This window comes from Chitinophaga jiangningensis, assembly GCF_900142605.1.
Taxonomy (GTDB): Bacteria; Bacteroidota; Bacteroidia; order Chitinophagales; family Chitinophagaceae; genus Chitinophaga; species Chitinophaga jiangningensis.
The window spans coordinates 338,166-357,745 of record NZ_FRBL01000003.1 but is presented as its reverse complement, the minus strand read 5'-3'; the positions used below and the strand labels follow the sequence as shown (position 1 = coordinate 357,745).

The following is a 19,580-nucleotide window of genomic DNA, read 5'->3' as shown; positions in this document are numbered from 1 at the left end:
CCATTTAATTTAAATACGTATATACGTCTACGTTAAACACTCTCACGGGGTACAACGCCTTTGCTGCGCCGGGATAGTTCCCAGGCAGGCAGGTCTGACAAAGTAGTGCGGGTACATCTTAAAAATGATGAACGAGCGACGTTAGATTTGGTTGTTAAGCTTTCATTATTGGGTATGTAACGCGGGCTACATAGGCCATAGGAGGCTTCGTATTTAAATATACAAAAAAGGAACGCGATAAAGTCACTTTTTATTATATTGATTGTAAAGGGAATATGTTGAACGGAGGTTAAGGAGGATTTTTGGTATAGGCGTTTACGTGGGGGCTGCCGCGGTTTCAGCAGGTGCTTGAAGGAGCTGGCGCGGCTGGCGGAGTGCCGGTGCGGAGGACTGGCAGTGTTGGAACCGGTTGCATTAATTCTCTCCCGAAATGGTAAAAAGGGGTATAATAAAAAAGCACCTATTTATCAAGTGAGGGAGATGGGAAATAGTCAGATTTTATTGACTGGTGCGGAGGGAATGTCCCCCACGCTTCGCATGGGGGACACAGAAGTTAGTATGACCGGTGGGCCAGCAAATAAAAAACGGCCGCCGGGAGGCAGCCGCTCTTTACACAACTAGTATTTAAAACCATATTACTTCCGGCCGCCGTCTTTCTGACGTGGACCACCCTGAGGCGGATTGGCTTTACGGTAAGCCTGCAGTTCTTCCTTGGTCAGGAATCCATCTTTATCCGCGTCAATGGCTGCAAAATTTTCGCTCAGTCTGGATGTCCTTTTATCTTCTTTCGCTGCTGCCTCTACCTCAGCTTTGCTCAGCTTTCCATCATTATCGGTATCAATCTTTTTGAAAAATCCTTCACGGTCGCCGCGAGGTCTTTCCTGCTGGGGCTGTTGAGGTTGCTGTGCGTAAGTTTCTACAGTAAAAAAAGTGGCGCCCATTAACAAACCTGCTACAAATAATTGCTTCATCATAATTTTTAATTTAGTTTTTGTGATGATTGTTTTTTCAGTCATACTGAGTGTTCAGCATATCTGGTTTGTTATTTAGATATAGCCAAATTAAGGAAGTTTAAAGTTCAAAACACTGCTGCTACAGCAGCGTTGGTGAAGCGGAAATGTTAAGGAAAACCTGCAATATAAGCCTGTGTTGTGTTTAGGGAGATGTTGGTGCTGCAGGAGCATGAGTTCTCTTAACGCTATTTAACAGTAGTTGACAGTGTTTAACAGTTTGCCCCAAAATCCGTCGCCTTCGGCGACGGATTTTGGGGCAAGTGGCGCACCTGCGCCACTTACCCCCGAGACTCACACCCGAAGGATTCCGAATCCATCCGTTGCCTTCGGCAATGGAATTGGGGCAATTATGCGCACCTGCGCCCACCTGCCCATGAAACTTACGCGGGAAGGATTCGTAGGAGCGGCGGAAGGCCTATAAAATTAAAATTCACGCTTGCGCATCTACATAAATACTAGTAATTTAATCGTCCATTAGGAATCCACGTTTTATGCAACCAAACAGCAGCCACCTGGCAGAAAAAGAGACCGAGAACAAAAAAGGCTCGCACAAAAATATCTGGTATGGCATTGGCCGGCACCGGATAGAAATTCCCAAAATTGTACTGAAAGCGAAAGTGCAAAGCAATGAGCTGATGAAAGCCCTGCACATCCGCTCCATAGGCTATTACCCTAAAGCACAGGACCATTACACCTATCGCAAAAAAGGTTTGCCTGAAAACTTTCTCTTCTTTTGTGTAGATGGCTATGGGTGGTTCCAGGTGAACGGCAAGCGATATGAAGTAGGACCTAACGAATGCTTTATTCTTCCACAACATATGGAACATGCCTATGGCAGCAGTGAAGATAATCCATGGAGCATTTACTGGATACACTTTGGCGGGGATGCTCTGCCAGAATTTAACCGCATGCAGGCAGCACAGAAATATTTTGAACCGCAGTACATCAAAAATAATGGCGACATCATCCCCCTGTTTAACAAGATATACAAATCACTGGAGCTGGGGTATAGTCTGGATAACCTGGTGTATGCCAACATGGGCCTGGTGCAGTACCTCAACCTATTCATTTATAACACCCGGCATTATGAAGCCACGCTCACGGATAAATCCGATTGCGTAGATAATGCCATCCTATACATGCAGCAGCGCATCAATGATAAGATTTCGCTGAACGAGCTGGGCAAACAGTATAATTACTCCGTATCAAGGTTTTCTAATTTATTTAAGCAGAAGACAGGGTACGCCCCGATCGATTATTTCGTACAATTAAAGATGCAAAAGGCTTGTCAACAGCTGGATTTCACCACCCGCTCGGTAAAGGATATCGCCTTCAGCATGGGCTTCGATGATCCTTATTATTTTTCCAGGCGCTTCCGGGCAGTGATTGGGATGTCGCCCAAAAAATACCGGCTGCTCAATAACGACCAGCGTAAATCACCTTCCTGAACTCATTCATTTGCCAATAATACAATACAGAAACATGCACTTTATGTCGCGATTTAAACAACTGATGTTACTGTTGGCGCTGCCACTGCTGTTACAGGTACAACGTGCAGCCGCTACTGTTAAAATGCCTTATTTTTTTGGTGACAACATGGTACTGCAGCAACAAACCAACGCTGCCATCTGGGGCTGGGCCAAACCCGGCAGTACCGTTACCGTTACCACTTCCTGGAACAAGAAAAAGTATGCGGAAAAAGCTGATGCTACCGGAAAATGGAAACTACAGGTAGCCACTCCCGTAGCCGGTGGGCCTTATGACATCACGATTTCAGACGGCACTCCACTAACGCTGAAGAATGTACTGATCGGCGAAGTATGGCTCTGCAGCGGGCAATCCAATATGGAAATGCCCATGAAAGGCTTTAAAGACCAGCCCATCCTTGGCTCTAATGATGCCATCTTCAACTCCTCCAATGCGCAGCTGCGCCTGTTCACGCTTCCGAGAGCAGTAACCGGTGCACCGCAGGACACCTGCAAACAAAGTGAGTGGAAAGCAGCCGAACCGGAATCTGTTACTAACTTCAGCGCTACCGCCTATTACTTTGGCAGGTTGCTGCAGCAACGCCTCAAAGTACCAGTAGGACTGGTATGCATCAGCTACGGCGGCTCTCCGGCGGAAGCCTTTATGAGCACCAGCGCCCTTCAACAGTTTACCGACATCAAAATGCCGGATGCCAGCACCAAGCTTACCAACAAGGTAGCTACTACCCTTTATAATGGTATGTTACATCCTTTCATCGGTTATACCATCAAAGGCTGTATCTGGTACCAGGGCGAAACCAACGCCGATCGCCCTGCCCAATATGAAACGCTGTTTCCTGCCATGGTAAAATCCTGGAGGAATGAATTTGGCCAGGGAGATTTCCCTTTCTACTTCGCGCAGATTGCTCCTTACACTTATGTACAGCACCCCGATCCTAAGCGCGACGAATTCAGGAACTCCGCCTACCTCCGCGATGCGCAGCGTAAAGCAGCTCACACCATCCCTAACAGTGGCATGGTAGTGCTGATGGACATCGGCGAATCCAAAAGTATTCACCCGGCTGATAAAGAAACCGGTGGTAAAAGATTTGCCTACCTCGCGCTGGCTCAAACGTATCAGCAGAAAGGATTTGCAGCCAGCAGCCCGGATTACGATTCCTTACTCATCAATGGCAATGTGGCTACCATCAAATTCAAAGACGCGCCGAATGGCCTCACCTCCTTTGGCAAACCATTGGAACAGTTTGAAATTGCAGGCAGTGATAAAAAGTTTTATCCGGCTACGGCGGTGATTAAACAGGGTACCATCCAGGTGAGCGCAGCGGAAGTGAGTGCGCCGGTGGCAGTGAGGTATGCGTTTAAGGATTTTGTGGTGGGGGATTTGTATAGTACGGAAGGGTTTCCGGTATCTAGTTTCAGAACGGATAGTTGGTGATTTTTTTGCTTCAGCCAGGGACCTTCGGTCCCTGGCGAAAGCAGTAGGGCCCCGCTGCCGGCGGGGCCCTACTGCTTTAGACCTGACAGGCTAGTTTAATAAAATCTGAACGTCTTTTTGCCGCTCCTTCGGCAGCACCACCAGCTTCGTCACTTTCCCATCTTTTAGTGTAGCCTCTACCGTTGTGTTATAAGGTGCGTGCAATTTAAAATGGACATCTTTATCGGCAGGCCAGCCGGGGAATAATAAGATGCGCTTGTCGTCCGTTTGCAGCAGCATTTCCTGGAAGCCTATCATGGCGCTGCCACCCCAGTTGTGGTCCGGCAACCAGTCGAAGCCTGGCCCCCAGAAGGCCGGGAAACGCTGCGGCCCTGCTGCCAGTTTCCTGGCGGTGAGTGCGAATGCTTCCTGGCGCAGGCCCAGCCTGGCCGCCCAGATGTTATCCTGTTTCCAGCCTGCATGACTTCTGAAACGAATCACATTGGTGTCTTTTTGCCAGGTATTAAGGGCCGTGTCGAGGCCCGGCTTGCCGATACCGAATAACCCCCATGGATACACAGGATATAACTGTGGCGACTCAACGTTATTAATTCTTTCCCAGCTACGTGCGGGCGCAATGGTAACAGCGCCGTACTGGCTGGTATAATTAATATCAGGTATCCGGTTGCGAAATGCCATCCATTGCTGCTTTTGCGCCTCACTCAGGTAACCTGCCGGCAGCTCCAGCAGCCGGGAACTGATCGTCTGCAACGCTGCAATGGTGGACGTTGCGTTATAGGCCATCTTATACGTTTCTGCGGCTGAACCGGGATAGAGTATCAGCTTGCCCTTATCGTCCAGCGCATGGCGGCCCCGGCGCTTAGCGAGGTATTGGTAATGCTCATCGAAGAAGCGGAGGCAGCTTTCGATAAATGGAATATAATCTTTAATGTTTTTGCCGGTGTAACGCTCCTGTTCCAGCATCATCAAACAAAATTCCAGGACGGTATCCCACTCGTATTCCAGCCAGGCGTTGTATTCTACCCCTTTGTCGAAATAGTCTGGGCGCTTTTGGCCGTACTCCGCAAAGTCAGGCAGGCCGTAGTTTTCCATCTGCTCCGTAAAGCAAGCGCCCCCGTGGTTCCAGTATACTTTCGACCGCAATTCTGCCGTGGGTAGCAGGCGGAGATAGAAATTGAGCTGTGGCTGCATCAGATCCCAGTCGCCTGATTTGATCATGGGAAAATGCACCAGGCGCTGATTCTGGGCAGTATGCAGTCCTCCGCCCCAGTTACGGTAATCCGGCGTGAGCATCATAGTAGTGTCAGTATACACCGGGTCCACCGTGAACAGGCCGCCGTTAAATTTCGTGGGCCAGTAACCGTTAGCATTGCAGGCCAGCATATATCGGAACAGCTGGTAATTACGGCCCAGCTCCCAGGTGCTTTGTTGGGTGGTTTCAATAAAGCTCCGGTTCCAGAATTCCTGCCACCATTCGCGGTTTTGGTGAACCATATTTTTATTGGCAGTGGCCATCAGCTTGTATAATTGCTGCTGCCAGGCGCCGAGGTCTTCCGTTTGCAGGGTGGCCAGTGCCAGGGTGAGTTCGTGGCGACTGGCATTACGGGTCGAACGCAGTTGCCAGCCACGGAAATCCGTATTGGCATATATGCCGTTATAGGTACCAGCGGCTTCAAACCCTTTACCATAGAAGCTGCCGCCAAAGGCGAGGTAGCGCAGCGGATTATACAGACTGTCTTTTACCGCCGTGAGGCCCTGCTGTATAACCGTGCTATCGAATATCGTTTTAGCGGTATTGTGATGATAGAATAGTACGCCTTCCCGCGTGAAGGTGATACTATCCTTGCGGACGATGTTGTTTTTAGGTGCGGCCCATTTCCAGGAGTTACCGAAATTTTCCCTGGCTGCGACGGTGCGGTTTTGGTAGCGCCAGTTTTCATAGGCCGCCTCCACAGCTACCGGCTTGTTGGCCGTAATTTGAAAGTGGGCTACCGGTTGCATTACATCCGCCCATATTATAATACTGGCCCTAACACCATTGGCCTGGCCCGCAACGGTTACATATCCTTCGCGTAGGTGCAGCTGTTGACGGAATTCCTTCCCCGTAAAGGGATTCGGTGATAGCTTAATCCGCAGGCGACCGGTTTTCATCAGCCCGTTATTTTCATCCAGGCTGCCACTTCGTGCTACATAAACAAGCAGGTCACCTTTTTCTACCCAGATGTTCATGCCAATGTCGCCTCCTCCGCAAGGCATGGACGCGCCAGCGTTTTCGCCGGGTGTGGTCCAGGTGATGTCATAATTCTGGCTATACTGGGCTGTAGCCATGGAGCCTTGCAGTAACAGCGCCAATTGTAATATTAATGTTCTCATTGTATCAACAGTGCTACATTTCCTACAATGCCGGCCGGCAGTAGTGTTTCGTCCTTAAACCGGTAAGGCGCCGTGGTGTTGGTCACCCGCTTATCCGCTGGCAGATAGTGATCCCAGATCAACCGGTTATGCCAGGTATTGGTGACAGCTATTTCCAGCGTATTGTTGCCGGCTATGATTGCCTTCGTAACATCCAACCGGAAAGGCGGCGTCCATAGTGTGCCGCAGTCGGTTCCGTTAATTGTCACGGTGGCAATATTAAAAATACTGTCTAACTGGAGATGATATTGTTTTTTCTGACCGGTGGCGGGCACATTAAATGTTGTACGGTATACCACAGTGCCGGAATAATAAGCTGCTGCGGAATCCGGCAGCTGGGTCCAGCTACGCAGGGTGTCCATTTGCACCGGCGTGGCAGGCCCTCCATTGGCCTCGTCGAAAGCTAGCTGCCATGGGGCTTTGAGAGCTACCCGTGTAGGCGCCGGGGTTAGTACCGGCAGTTGATCCCCACGGCATTGTCCATCTTTATATAAAATTATAAAAACAGATTGTGCCGGTGCCAGGGTAAGCTGGAATGTATTATTGTTACCAGCTGCCAATGTGGAGGTTTCCCCGGTAACCGGGTCCCAGATTTCAGGCATACCTTTTCCCCGTAAACGAATGGCTGGCTGCTGCGTATAGGCTTGCTGGTTAGCAATAAAGTAAATCTCCGCCTTGGCGGTGCTGCGGTGACACCAGGCAATGGCGCCTTGTCCGGTCAGCACTTCCAGGTCCTTTGGAATGCCCAGCTCCAGCAAGGATGTGTTGTTAAAAGGCGCAGGAATTGCTTTTGCTTGGATGGCGGTAAATATCTTTTGTAAGGCAACATCGTCATCCTTAAAGCCGATGCCATGTACCGGTGTATTGGGATGCAGTATAACTTTGGTGCCCTCGTTGATCAGCTGCAGCAATTTTTTCGCTACCGGCAGTGACCATTGGCCGGCATCCGGCATCAGCGGATGCGTGTCAGGAATTACCAGCACGGCGTAGCTTGCACCACCTGGCAGCACTACCCTGCCGTTTTTAACGGACATTTTCAGCAGTGCGTCGGGGTTAAAGCTATCGTAAGAATAGCCTCTCAAAGCATCCACCCATTTGTCGGGGTCGGCCATGTTAGCGGAATGCGTGACCCCTTCCGGCATCGTGCGCATTGGCAGCCCCTTATTTTCGAGGCGGGCTTGCTCGGTTTGGAGTCGCTGCTGACCGAAAAGGCCTGGCAGTGTATGAACGAACCTGTCTTGCGTAAGTGCGCGGCGCGGCAGTTGATCACCAGTAAACACAGCGATATCAGTCACCCGGCGGCCTTGTTGCAGGAGCGACTGACAGCGGGTGATATAACTGATCCAGGCCTTGCTTTGCTTAAACCAGGTTTGATCGCGCTGGTAGTAGAGTCCCACACCATCCAGTGTCATACCGGGGCGGCGGTTCGTCCACGGGTTGTGTGAAAACACGTGCATGACCATACGATTTACTCCCAGCGCCAGATTGCGGTCGCCGGTAATCTTAAGGCCACCCGGGTGTTCGCTCCAATCCATGCGTAAAGTGGTAAAGGCTTCTGCCTGCACAATATTTTTGCCGTAGACATGAGCGCCGCTGATGGCGTCGAGCATATCATTGGGTTTATCGTGGGTGGGACTATTAAACCAGAATTCGCCCATGGGAATATCCGCATATTGATAATGCAGCATGCCATCGCCCATCATCACAGGGGCCACGCTTTCCGTGCTGAACCTACACCCTATGGCATGGGCCCGTGTGGCCAGGGTTTTGAAGAACACTTCGCTGATCAGGTCCGCAATGGTTTGCCTGACGTCATGGAGGACTTTTTCTGATACCGCGGCACTCTCCACGGGGATACCTGCCATCACGGGCAGGTATGGCATCAGGCTATACCCTCTGCGTTTGCGGAACTCCTGCGGGAATTGTGCTGACCAGTTCTGACTGCCGCACTCCCAGCTATCGATGTACAAAGTTTTAAGCACTTCCTTTGCCAGTGCCGGATCTGTTTTCGGGAAGGCCTCAGCAAACCAGTGGTCAAATTGTTTGTTGATGGCAGCTGCGCTGAATTTATCACATTCCAGTCCCTTGCCTGCACCGCCGGTATAGTTCACTTCGCCGGTAGAGGTATGGCCCATTCTTACAATTACCCAGTTGCCCGGAGGCGGGCGCCAGTTAAGCCGTCCGTCTGGTTGTAGTTTATCCGTAAGCGTTATGATTTGTTGTAACGGTATCGCATCCGGCGCCTGTGAGGCGGTGGTAAGAGGTGTGGCCCGCCAGATGCTGCCGTTTTTACCTTCGAACCCATTGATGGCGGATTCATTGTTGAGGTAGATACCGGTTACTTTTAGTGTTGGTTTCCACTTGGCAGCGTCCAGGTCTTCTGCGCCGGCGGCAGCACCATCTTTTTCATATACCAGCCGGAAGTACCGGGCGGTGGTGGGTGTTATGCTATACGTATATCCCTGTACGTTATCCTTCCAGCCATGGCGGGCAGCTACAAAATGCATGACGGTCCGGAATTCCTTACCGTTATTACTGCATTGCAATGTTAGCCGCTGTGCGGGATAGTTGTTAGTGCCAGTTTCAATGTGAACCGATTTAACAGTATAAGGTGCCGGGTAGGTATATTGAATCCAGCAATCCGCTTCCGATTTAAAACTTTGTTTATTTCCCGGTGTGGCCAGGAAATCGGCTGCGGCACCGGTACTGGTTGTCACCACAGGTTGTAGTTGCTCCAGCGGTGCTGCTAACGGGTAAGCATATACGGCAATATCTTTATAATAACCTTCCCGGGTTATTGGTTGTGCTAAGGTGATGGGTGCGCTGTTGCCGGCGCTAATGTAATTTTTAGTCCATACCAGTTGCTGCATGGATTCCTCCGGGGTAATCCAGGGCCCACCGGCCGTGGAGAAGCCGTCGCTCAGGTGCATACCCAGCTCCAGGCCTAATCGCTTAGCCTCGTGCATGGCGTAGCGCACCATCTCCCACCATTCGGGGCTAAGTTGTCGCGCTGCCGGTGAAAAGCTTACAGCTGTGGTGGTATCCTTAATGGCTACCAGGTAGGCACCGCCTATTCCGGCCTGCTGCATGGCTTCCAGGTCCGCCCTGATCCCCGCTTTGGATACAGCGGCATGCATCCAATACCACAGCACCCATGGTTTAGCGCTGGCCGCCGGCTGGCGGAAAGCCTGCTGTAAGAAAGGTTGCTGGCTGTATGCAGGTACAGCGATGACCAGTAGTATTAGTATTATTTTTAAACCCCTCATTCCTTAAACGCTACTTTACTTTTCCCTAAATCTTTTGACACTGCCACGGCTATACCCCTGTTGTCCTTCCCATCAACGGCGCAATAAAAATGATAGACCACGCCATTATGCTTTACCACAAAGCTTTTGTGGGCATATTTCTGATCAAAGGATTCAGAAGGCTTTACCAGGTCGGGGCCAGTCCAATCCGTCCAGTTGACAAGGTCGTAGCTGCAGGCAAAGCGGTTAAACGCATCTTTGCGGCCTTCCCAGAAAGCACCGAAATAGAACATCACCCATATCTTTCCTATTTTCTGAATCACCGGGTCCGCGGTAAGCCCGATGGGGTGATGCATTACTGGCTCCACTTCAAATCGTTGCCAGTACAGCATATCATCGGATACGGCCATGCCTATACGTTCGAACCAGCGGTACTTAGGCTTATTGCCGCTGGTGTCGCCATTGGCGTTGTAGTACATAACAAATGGGTGACCCAATGTTTTTTCTTTATCCCAGATGATTGTTGATTTATACAATTTTTTGTTTTCCCACCAGCGCGCGAGCGGGTCGGTGGCCGCCAGTACAGGCCTTTCCGTTCTTTGCCAGTTGTGTGGAATAGTAATATCCTTATTCGTACAGGCGATACCGATAGCCAGGGCACCTGTTTCGTAGCCGGTTTCATGGCCGCCTATGTAGCTCATCCAGTGTTTACCTGCATAGGACTGCAATGCATAGGAGCCATCCCATTCGTAATCCTGCAAGGCAAGGTAGCCCGCTTTCTGGTGCTTGTCCCATGCGGCGCTGCTGCTGTCGGAAAAAGATAGCACGCGCCCCAGGGTGGTCCAGTGGAGCAGGTTGCTGCTTTTAGCCAGCCAGGTTTCATAGCCCCGTCCGTCAAAAAGTATGTAGGTCATGTACCAAAATTTGCCTTTGCGGAACACGGAGGGGCAGTCGGCCTTACGGCCACCTTCAGGGGCAATCACCAAACCGTACTTATACGGCGTTTTTACCTGGTCATAAATTTCCTGCATCACCTTTGCCGGTACTGCATTTTGCTGTGCAAACGTACGGCAGGTCAGGAGGCATAATAAAAGGAGTAGGCTACATCTCGTCATATCATCTGATTAATGGCATCCAAACGGTCATATCTGATTTACCCCGGTTAGCCCAGGCGTAATAAGGAATTAAAGTAATATTTACCGGTTGATAGTTAGTATCCAGTTCCCGGTAGAGGGTTTGGCTCCAGGGTTGAGCCTGCCGTTGTTGAGCCTGGCCGGTAAGCGCCAGTACGCGGAACTGTGCAATTTCCTTCTCGCTGAAATCCCAATGGATATTTGCTGGTAACATGATGTCGAATACATTCGTCTGCTGATCGGACGATTCCATACAATATACCAGCGGCCCACGTTTCACCGCTACCTGGTTGCGTGTTTCCTCCACCATCGGGTTGGATTCCAGTAGTGCGACCGGCATTTCCATTGCCAGGGCAATTCGATCCCCGGGTTTCCAGTATCTTTTAACTGCCACAAAGCCTTGCTGCGCCTGTAGTGCAGGCAGCACCTCCCCGTTCACCTTTACCTGAAATTGTTTACACCAGCCCGGCACCCGCAGAAAGATAGTAAATGGATAGGAAGGAATTTTATCTATTCGCAGGTTCACCTGCCCATCCCAGGGATAGTTGCTTTCCTGCGCCAGCGCTATGCTGGCGTTATTCCATTTTTGCGACAAGTGATTGCTACCGTATAAATTTACGTACAGGCCTTCTTTCCCCAGGCTGTAGGCATAATCGCTCACCTCCGCAATGGTGCGTACCGTATTGGGCGGGCAGCAGTTGGATAAGCTGATGTACGGCTGCCTGCCCCCTTCCCAACGAAGGTGATAAGGGTAATCGCCCGCTGCTGCCAGCGGATTGGTATAGAAAAAGCGGGTGCCATCCAGACTCACACCGCTCAGCACACTGTTGTACAGCGCAAGTTCCAGCACGTCCATGTATTTGGCATTCCCGGTGATCAGGAACATTCGCCAGTTCCAGAGCATATTCCCGATATTGGCACAGGTTTCGTTATGGGCGCTGAAATTAGGTAGTTGGTAGTCGCGACCATACGACTGATGCACTTTTTGCACGGTGTCGGGTTTATAGGAAGTGCCATCCACCGACACCCCGTCATACAGGGCGCCGCATCCACCGGTAATATACATTTTGCTGTACACAACATTATCCCAAAGCTGATCCAGAGCCCGAAGCACGCTACTGTCGCCCGTTTCGGCAAACACATCAGCGGCACCGGCAAAGAGGTAGTTTGCCCGCACGGCATGGCCCACTACTTTATGCATATCCCGGAAGGGTGCGCGGTCGCTGTTATCGTCCGTACCGGGTACGGTGCCGCGCATATCAATTAGTTTGGTAACGAGCGTAAGGTATTTTTTATCGTGCGTGGTACGGTATAATTCCGTCAGTCCCATGTAGTGGCTGGGGCATATAGCATTACGGGCCTGTTCGGGCGTGGCGGTGTTATAAAATCCTATGAGGAAATCCGCCGCTTTGCTGGCTACGCGGAGCAGGGAAGTTTTTCCCGTGGCCCGGTAATGCACGCAGGCGGCCATCATCAGGTGCCCGAAATTATAGGCCTCGAAACTAAGTTTATCATCGAACATACTGGTTGTGCCGGTGTTACGCTGGTCAATGATATTTTTCGTGTAGATATAACCGTTATCTTTCTGTGCCGCTGCGATCACGACAATGGCGCTGTCCAACCAGGCATCCAGTTGCTTATCCTCCGTGGCGGCATACATAGCCGCTACCGACTCCAGCGTTTTATAGAAGTCGCCGTCATGAAAGGAAGGTCCCCTGAAATGGCCGGTATCCAGTCCTGCGGCAATCCTGAAGTTCTGAAAGGCAAAGCAGATGGTATCGCTGGCGTAGGTATGCCAGAGCTGTGGCACCATGGTATTTTTGCATACGGCAAAACGCTCAGCCCAGAAACCGTTAGTCCAGGTAACGGCCTGCATGGCGGCTGGTTGCAACCGTGCATAAGGGCTGGCACTGGTATTTACCAAACCCTGCTGACTAAACCCTACGCCTAAACGGAGCAGTAATACTGCCGTCAACACCAGCATCTTCATATAGCTGTATAATTTATAACATACTCCCTGCCGGGCTGTATGGTAATATCGTAAGTATTTTCACCTTTGTTGGTTACAGAGATGCCAGTGCCTTTGGGCGGCGTTTTACTCTTCACCCGCAATGTACCCGTACCAGCAGGCGCTTTCAGCCTGATCTGACGGGCAGACACGTAAAGACTGATATTCCCGGCGGGCGTTGGCACCTCTCCTTTCATCCATTGCAGGCCACCCAGCGCTGGCTGCACCAGGTAAGTGCTGTAACCGGCAGTAAGCGGCTGTACACCCAGGTAGTATTTACCCAGCAGGTAGATGGGACTGGCGCCCCAGGCGTGGCAAAGACTTTTACCAAACGGGCGGCCATACATGGCATAATGACCGGCGCCGCTGGCATCGGGATTATATTCTTCCCAGAAACTGGTAGCGCCGAGTTTCAGCATACCGCCCCAGTAGTCCTTCATCTCTTTTAATACATATCCCTGCTCGCCCATGGCGCATAAGGCTTCCAGTTCGTAGAAGCGCATGTAGGGCGTGGTAATTTTCTGAATATCATTATTAAGCAACACCGATTGTTTCACGGCTTGCTTTTGCGCATCATTGAAATAATCGAAGAAGATGGCGAACATATTGGCATAGCGTGTAACCGTTTCCGTTGGCTGACCATTAACGCGACTATGTACCAGTGCATTTTTTTGGTCGCTCCAATAGTAGGTAAACAGCTTTTTGCGGAGGTCAACAGCCATGTCATTATAGGCAGCACCCTCCGGATCGTTTACCAGTTTGGCACAGAGGGCCATGGTTTCCAGGCTGCGGGCAAACAGTAATTGCTCAAAGCTCACCTCCCCTTTTTTACTGAGTCCGGTGGCCCAATCGATGAATACCCAGTCGCCCGGTAAGCCTTCCAGCAGCCCATCCTTATTACGACGAGCCAGCACCCAATTGATCAGGGATTTCATGCGGTCATAGTTCTGCCGGATAAAATGCTGATCTCCGGTATAGCGGTAGTAATCATAAATCCCGAGGAACCAGTAAAAGGTATAATCCATGATGGTATTGATATGACTGGTCACCGGATCTTTCCCCCGGAGCGCATAGAGTGTACGCGTCACCGTGGTATTATCATTCATGAGGTAGTAATTCATGAGGTGGCTCTGGTAGGCATCTCCACTCCATATCCAGCGGTCACGTTTGATACCATCAATAAAAAACTCCCGGCTGCAAAGGTGCAGGGTGTATCTGGCCACATCATATATTTGATTCAGTTCCTGATCAGAGCAGGTAAAGCTGCCCTTATCCGGCATATCCGCATATTCATATAACATGGACACTGAATCAAGGCTTACATTTCCATCTGCCACAATATTTACAAACCTGAATGCCTTGGAAAGTGGCATCACGGAATCCTGTTTATCTGCCAGTTGAATATGCAACTGGTCCAGGGTTTCCGCGCCATTGGCACTGAGGGCTTCTTCCTTACTTTCACCATAATAAACGGTAAGGTTACCACTGCCCTGGAGGCCGTGCAGCCTGATGTACCCAAACGTTTCCCTTCCAAAATCAATCAGCCTGGTTCGGGGAGTTACCTCTTCCCGAATGGCGTGTTGCGGACTCACAGGGAGTTTGAAGGCCGACGGTGGCTGGGTTGGGTTTGTAAAATTTCCATAGGCTGCATGGAGGTAGTTAGTAGCCGAGATGTCGGACGTTTTACCGGTTTCGTCAATCCACTCTTTATCTTCAAAAGTTACCAGCCAGCTGCTATCGCTAAAAATAGTTTTTCCGGAAATATAGATAGATGGTACCGCCTCCTGGCAAAACACTTTGACGTTGATTTTATGTTTACCCGCCGGCACCAGCACTTTTTCCGGAGCCCCCGGAAGCAGCCTGGCATCGATCTTTACGTTATAGGTACCTTCTGCACGAATGGTAATTTCCTCTGGCTGTTGGAGGTTTACCACCTTATGAAAATCCATCAGCACATAGTGATTATCCATTTTCCAGAACACCGGAAAAAAGCTACTCTTTTCCGTTCTCCTGTTTTGTACTTTATTACTCAGCCAGATATCAAAGTCGCCGGGATACCAGATCCACCGAGCCTGTTGTGCCATAGCCGTGTCCGTTAGTAATAGGCATGAACAAACGAAATAAAGTAACAGGAGCGATTTTCTTTTCATTATATAACGTGGTTTTAAAATCCATTAAAGAAGAGATAGAGGCTGATCATCACGATCACCAGGGTAATCCAGGAAATCCATACCAGTGAAGTTGGCCGGGCCGGCACCTGCCCTTGTACCCGTATTCCCCTGGGGGAAGTACGGTCCAGCAGCGAAATTCCCATCGCCATAACTAACAATAAAACAAAAATAAAAAACGACAACAGGAGGTAATGCGGCCATACCGGGAACTGGTCTTTTGGAAAAATCCAGAGGTAGCAGATACCCACCCCCAAACTGATGGCTGATCCCCAGGCTAGTGTAAAATTCACTGCTCTGCGACTCGTATGTTTCCAGAACACCGCCAGCAGAAATACTACTGCCAGCGATGGCGCAATAAATCCGAGCACGGCCTGGAACACGTCAAATAAATTGAGTCCCTTAATGCTGTCAATCGCAATAGCCATACCAATCGCAAACACGCAGCCGGCCAGCACGGTGATGCGCCCGGTACGGATAATCTGTTGATTGCTGGCGTTGGGATTTATTTTCTTCGCGTAAATATCAGTGGTGAATACGGTACTCAGTGCGTTCAGAGAAGAACCGATGGTGCCCACCAGCACTGCAATCAAAACTACGATCACCAGGCCGTTCAGGCCTGCCGGAAAAAGGTTGGTCACCAGTGTCATATATGCTTCGCTGGGGTCATGCAGGCCGGGAAACAGCTCAAAGCAGATGATACCCGGAATGATAAACAGTGGCAGCGATAAAATTTTCAGCCAGGCGATAAAGCTGATCCCGAGCTGCCCCTGTTCCAGGTTGCGGGCCCCCAGCACCGATTGTACCATCGCCTGGTCCGTGCAAAAAAATGCGATGGCCGACACCGGATATCCCAGTAAAATCGCGGGCCAGGGATAGGCAGCATCATTGGCCGGATGGATCAGGTTCCAGTAGCCGGCAGGTGCTTTATGGAACAGTGCGGAGATGCCACCTACGCGGTGAATCCCAATGAGGGTGAGCAACAGGGACACAAGGATGAGCAGTATCATCTGGAATACATTCACCCTTGCAATGGCCTTAAGGCCGCCGGCGAAAGCGAATAGTCCTGCAAATAGCACCAGGGCTATAACAGACTGCCACATGGGAATTCCAAGGATCTGCCGTACGAGAAATCCGCCGGCAAAGAGTCCCAGCGACAACCAGGAAATAAGAATTTTTATCAGGGCATACCACGCAAGGATATTACGGGTGCCATCGCCAAAACGCTGTCCCATAAACTCCGGCATGGTAGTCACTTTGCTGGCCAGGTAGCGTGGCGCAAATACTATTGCCAGCAAAAAGAGAAATACGAAGGCATACCATTCAAAGTTGCCTGCTACAATGCCGGTGGAATAACCGATGCTGGCGAAGGCGAGTAACATGGACGGGCCTACGTTGGTGCCCCACATGTTGAAGCCAACACTGTACCAGTTGAGCGACTTCCCCGCCAGAAACAGGTTTTCTCCGGTTTTCTGCCCTTTAAAACTGGCGCTGTAGCCAAGTACCAGTAATACCAGCAGGTAGCTGATCACGATAACGTAATCAATGGTATGGAGCTTTATCAGCATACAGTTCATGCCTGTGATGGTTGTGGTTCAGCAATGGGCGCATCCGGTAAGTGTGCACTTAGCAGGTTTTCCGGCAGGCCGTACCTACTCAGCAGGTCCTTTATACGAACAGGGCGGCCGGTTTGTAATGTACGGTCCATGGCCTGTAGCAGCGCCACCGTGCCAATGCCTTCATAGAGATTTGGATAGGCAGTGTAATTTTGCTCGATGGCATCCACAAAGTATTCCAGGTAATTCTGGTACTCCCCTGCATGATGTTTCTGACCTTCGAAGCGGAAATAATAATTTAACTGTTCATCGCCCCAGGTGATCACGCGCTGCTCCCCGGTAGTATCGGTAACGGCATAACGTAGCTCGTGGTAATCGGCCTGACTGGCGCCCAGCGTGCCTCTCAGGATACAGCTCATGCCGCTGTCGCGGCTGGTTGGCTGTGTAGGGCCGGTATAAGCGCCGCTGACTCTCGCCACGCGGCCATCGGTGGATTTAAAAATAAAGTGCATGGTATCTTCATGCTGCAGCCCCGCTTTTTTGCCGTTGGCGCTGACCATGCCGTAACCCATCACTTCTTCAATATCCGGGAGGTACCAGCGGATAAAGTCCACCGGGTGACTCAAGCCACCATACAGCCATTTGAAGGATTTTTCCAACGCCCATTTCTTTTCCAGGAACCAGCGGTGATCGGCGTTATAATAGCTTTCGATCGTCATCAGTTCACCGATGACGCCTGCCTCAAAATCTGCCCTTTGCTTTTTATAGGGCTCAAAGAAACGGCTGCTCTGGCCGACGAAGACTTTCTTACCGCTGAGCTGCTGCAGGGCAATGAGTTCCGCACCATGCGCCAGATCGTCGATGAAGGGTTTGGTGCAGATCACATATTTATTGTGTAGCAGCGCCTGTTTTACGTGTTCGTAATGCAGGTGATCCGGCGTATAAATGGCAATGATATCTATGCCTTTATCATTGAGCATTTCCTGGTAGTCGGTGGTATATTCATAAGCCTTGAACTCGTCGGCCCGTTTTCTGCACAGGTTAAGGTCCTGATCACAGATCATACGCAATTGAACTTTCTTGCTATGTATGGCAGCAGATATGGTGCTGCTGCCTTCTCCCAATCCTAATATACCGATGGTAAGCATAAGCGTAAACGTTAGTGGTTGATAGGCCGGTAATCGCTTACCGGTTTAATTTCTTTAAGCAGGTGTAGCCAGGTTGATTGTATGCCGGCGTTGGTTTTGATGGAGTCCGCCACGGTGGGGCCGTTGTTTTCCCAAACATTGCCCGGACCGTTGGCATTACGCATTACCTTTTCGGCCGGGCTCCAGTTATTTTTAACGGTGATGTAGGAAGAGCCTTCGTCCAGGTAATAGTAAAACCAATGTTGGGGATCGTGCGGGTAGGGCGCCTTGTAAATATCATCGATGTAGTTTTCGGTGATGCTGGTACCGGGCATGGCGGAAAGAGTGTAAATACCTCCTACGTCATACACGTGCATGGCGTAATGGTGGACTTTATTCGCATACACTACATTGTTGCGCATGGTGTTCACGGCTTTTGTCCAGCCCCATCCAACGCAGATGCCGGAGTATGGCACTTCGCTGACTTCGTTGTGGGTAATATGAAAATCGCGTACATAACCTGCACTGATGCCAACACAGCCCCAGTCTTCATTGCCCACCTGGTTTACCAGGTTATTAGTGATAAGTATATCGCGGCATAGCTCCCGTTCGTCTGCGGGATCATAGGCCAGGTGTGTTTCAAATGCTTCGTCTGCAAATACGCCTGCCTGTATGCCTGTACCTGCAATGTCGCGGAAGAGGCAACCCGCGATGGTATCATAGCGGGTACCCTTTTTCAGATCCAGTCCTGTAGCCCCAAGGTGCTGAAAGCGGCAGCCGCTGAGGTGGATGCGGTGCGCGTAGGCCAGCTCCACTGCACCCGGCTGCCGCCCAATCCAGGCCTGGTTTTCAAGTCCAGCTTTGGCAGCAGTGCCAGGCTGTTTAAGTTTATAGGCATCCAGCAGGTACATGCCTGCCTGTAAAGGCACGTGGCCTTTCAGGCTGGGGCGAATCCAGCCGGTATGCGCGAATGCAATATTTCGTATATGCAGGTCCGTTACGGGTAAGTCGGCCGTACCTTCTATACGCAGTAAGGTTTCCAGTTCGGGGATAACGACTACGGCTGTACGCAGGTCCTCGTTTTGCCGCGGCCAGTAATACAATTTACGGGTGTTGTTATCGTAGTACCACTCTCCGGGCTCATCCAGCAGCTGTATGGCGTTGGTGAGGTAGTAGGGAGAGTTGCCCGTTTCTTTGGAGAGCCAGGGTGCCGGCCAGGGGTGCCCACTTTGAATCCTGCTTTCCGGCTGAAAGAAATGCAGCATGGCGGAGTCCCCCCGTGGCTGTATGGATTTTATGCGCAGGTTGGCAATGGCCCACCATTGCTGAATGCACATTTCGAGTCCTGCGGTATTGCCTTGCAGCAAAGCTTTTGGTAATGGAATCACACAGGTTTCATTCCCTTTATTCCAGTTGAGAATGCGGGTCATGCTGTCGCCACTGACATCGCGGGCACGAACGGCCTTTACGTCATCGACCCACAACTGCCGGAACAACTGATGGTAAGGCAGCTCAGCTACCCATACCTTTCCCTTTGTGCTTGCAGGAAGGCCGGGTATAGTAGCAGTCAGCCTTTGCCAGCCGGTAACAGTTTGACCGCCGCTGAATATAGGTACTTCCCCGCTGGCGGCTTCAATAATAGTGGGACTATCAGGAGTACCGCTATCCTCCGGCCGTATAAATACGGGCTCGTATAAACGATAGGTACCGCCATGAATAATAATATGAATCCCTCCTTTGATCGCCGGGTCATGTAACCGGCGGAGCTCTCTGGCATGGCGCAGGGCCGCAGCAGGAGTTGCCATAGGAAGTTGCCGGGTGCCTGGATTGGTATCAGCGCCGGCCGGACTAACGTGGATGTCGACAGCAAGAGTCTGTAACTGTATCAGTACAGCAACTGCCAACAAATATACACTCACTCGTTTCATCTTTGTCGTCTGGAGCAGTTATAGAATACTGATAAATTTACTTTTACATCGACTGCTGAAAAATGTTA

General features: G+C 50.6%; 11 protein-coding genes. 2 read left to right on the top strand and 9 right to left on the bottom strand.

Annotated elements, in window-relative coordinates; all coding sequences use genetic code 11:
* Positions 1-635 precede the first annotated feature (635 nt).
* Positions 636-974 carry an EF-hand domain-containing protein gene (locus BUB18_RS08820; RefSeq protein WP_218588013.1) on the bottom strand — a complete coding sequence of 113 codons (339 nt, stop codon included), beginning with the start codon at positions 972-974 and terminating at the stop codon, positions 636-638.
* Positions 975-1,504: 530 nt separating this feature from the next.
* Here BUB18_RS08820 and BUB18_RS08815 point away from each other — a divergent pair.
* Entirely contained in the window at positions 1,505-2,461 is a 957-nt protein-coding gene (locus BUB18_RS08815) for an AraC family transcriptional regulator (protein WP_083549625.1), read from the top strand.
* Positions 2,462-2,504: 43 nt separating this feature from the next.
* A complete protein-coding gene (locus BUB18_RS08810; protein ID WP_083549622.1) occupies positions 2,505-3,935 on the top strand; it encodes a sialate O-acetylesterase in 1,431 nt (476 codons plus the stop codon).
* A 90-nt stretch (positions 3,936-4,025) separates the two neighbouring features.
* Here BUB18_RS08810 and BUB18_RS08805 read toward each other — a convergent pair whose 3' ends face one another.
* The 8 genes from BUB18_RS08805 to BUB18_RS08770 form a co-directional block, all read right to left on the bottom strand.
* A complete protein-coding gene (locus BUB18_RS08805; protein ID WP_073079990.1) occupies positions 4,026-6,308 on the bottom strand; it encodes a DUF5703 domain-containing protein in 2,283 nt (760 codons plus the stop codon).
* On the bottom strand, positions 6,305-9,613 hold the full coding sequence (locus BUB18_RS08800; RefSeq protein ID WP_073079988.1) for a glycosyl hydrolase: 3,309 nt from the start codon (positions 9,611-9,613) through the stop codon (positions 6,305-6,307). Before BUB18_RS08800 ends, BUB18_RS08805 begins: the two co-directional genes overlap by 4 nt.
* Complete coding sequence (locus BUB18_RS08795) at positions 9,610-10,707, bottom strand: glycoside hydrolase family protein (protein ID WP_073079986.1); 1,098 nt, start codon at positions 10,705-10,707, stop codon at positions 9,610-9,612. Before BUB18_RS08795 ends, BUB18_RS08800 begins: the two co-directional genes overlap by 4 nt.
* A gap of 1 nt (position 10,708) precedes the next feature.
* A complete protein-coding gene (locus tag BUB18_RS08790) occupies positions 10,709-12,715 on the bottom strand; it encodes an aceric acid hydrolase (RefSeq protein ID WP_143159878.1) in 2,007 nt (668 codons plus the stop codon).
* Positions 12,712-14,817, bottom strand: coding sequence for an alpha-L-rhamnosidase-related protein (locus BUB18_RS08785; RefSeq protein WP_245805633.1), 2,106 nt, complete (start codon positions 14,815-14,817; stop codon positions 12,712-12,714). The genes BUB18_RS08790 and BUB18_RS08785 overlap by 4 nt, the downstream gene beginning before the upstream one ends.
* 80 nt (positions 14,818-14,897) lie before the next feature.
* Positions 14,898-16,478 (bottom strand): sodium:solute symporter family transporter, encoded by a 1,581-nt coding sequence (locus BUB18_RS08780; protein WP_073079982.1) that lies wholly within the window; start codon positions 16,476-16,478, stop codon positions 14,898-14,900.
* Positions 16,475-17,605: a Gfo/Idh/MocA family protein gene (locus tag BUB18_RS08775; protein ID WP_073079980.1), complete on the bottom strand. Its 1,131-nt coding sequence runs from the start codon at positions 17,603-17,605 to the stop codon at positions 16,475-16,477. The genes BUB18_RS08780 and BUB18_RS08775 overlap by 4 nt, the downstream gene beginning before the upstream one ends.
* A gap of 11 nt (positions 17,606-17,616) precedes the next feature.
* Positions 17,617-19,512, bottom strand: a complete 1,896-nt coding sequence (locus tag BUB18_RS08770; RefSeq protein WP_073079978.1) for a right-handed parallel beta-helix repeat-containing protein — start codon at positions 19,510-19,512, stop codon at positions 17,617-17,619.
* Between the last annotated feature and the right edge of the window lie 68 nt (positions 19,513-19,580).

What these genes read in the sequence shown, in the direction of transcription:
- BUB18_RS08820 (WP_218588013.1), bottom strand. Translation starts at nt 974, where the DNA reads ATGATGAAGCAATTATTTGTAGCAGGTTTGTTAATGGGCGCCACTTTT.
- BUB18_RS08815 (WP_083549625.1), top strand. Translation starts at nt 1,505, where the DNA reads ATGCAACCAAACAGCAGCCACCTGGCAGAAAAAGAGACCGAGAACAAA.
- BUB18_RS08810 (WP_083549622.1), top strand. Translation starts at nt 2,505, where the DNA reads ATGTCGCGATTTAAACAACTGATGTTACTGTTGGCGCTGCCACTGCTG.
- BUB18_RS08805 (WP_073079990.1), bottom strand. Translation starts at nt 6,308, where the DNA reads ATGAGAACATTAATATTACAATTGGCGCTGTTACTGCAAGGCTCCATG.
- BUB18_RS08800 (WP_073079988.1), bottom strand. Translation starts at nt 9,613, where the DNA reads ATGAGGGGTTTAAAAATAATACTAATACTACTGGTCATCGCTGTACCT.
- BUB18_RS08795 (WP_073079986.1), bottom strand. Translation starts at nt 10,707, where the DNA reads ATGACGAGATGTAGCCTACTCCTTTTATTATGCCTCCTGACCTGCCGT.
- BUB18_RS08790 (WP_143159878.1), bottom strand. Translation starts at nt 12,715, where the DNA reads ATGAAGATGCTGGTGTTGACGGCAGTATTACTGCTCCGTTTAGGCGTA.
- BUB18_RS08785 (WP_245805633.1), bottom strand. Translation starts at nt 14,817, where the DNA reads ATGGCACAACAGGCTCGGTGGATCTGGTATCCCGGCGACTTTGATATC.
- BUB18_RS08780 (WP_073079982.1), bottom strand. Translation starts at nt 16,478, where the DNA reads ATGAACTGTATGCTGATAAAGCTCCATACCATTGATTACGTTATCGTG.
- BUB18_RS08775 (WP_073079980.1), bottom strand. Translation starts at nt 17,605, where the DNA reads ATGCTTACCATCGGTATATTAGGATTGGGAGAAGGCAGCAGCACCATA.
- BUB18_RS08770 (WP_073079978.1), bottom strand. Translation starts at nt 19,512, where the DNA reads ATGAAACGAGTGAGTGTATATTTGTTGGCAGTTGCTGTACTGATACAG.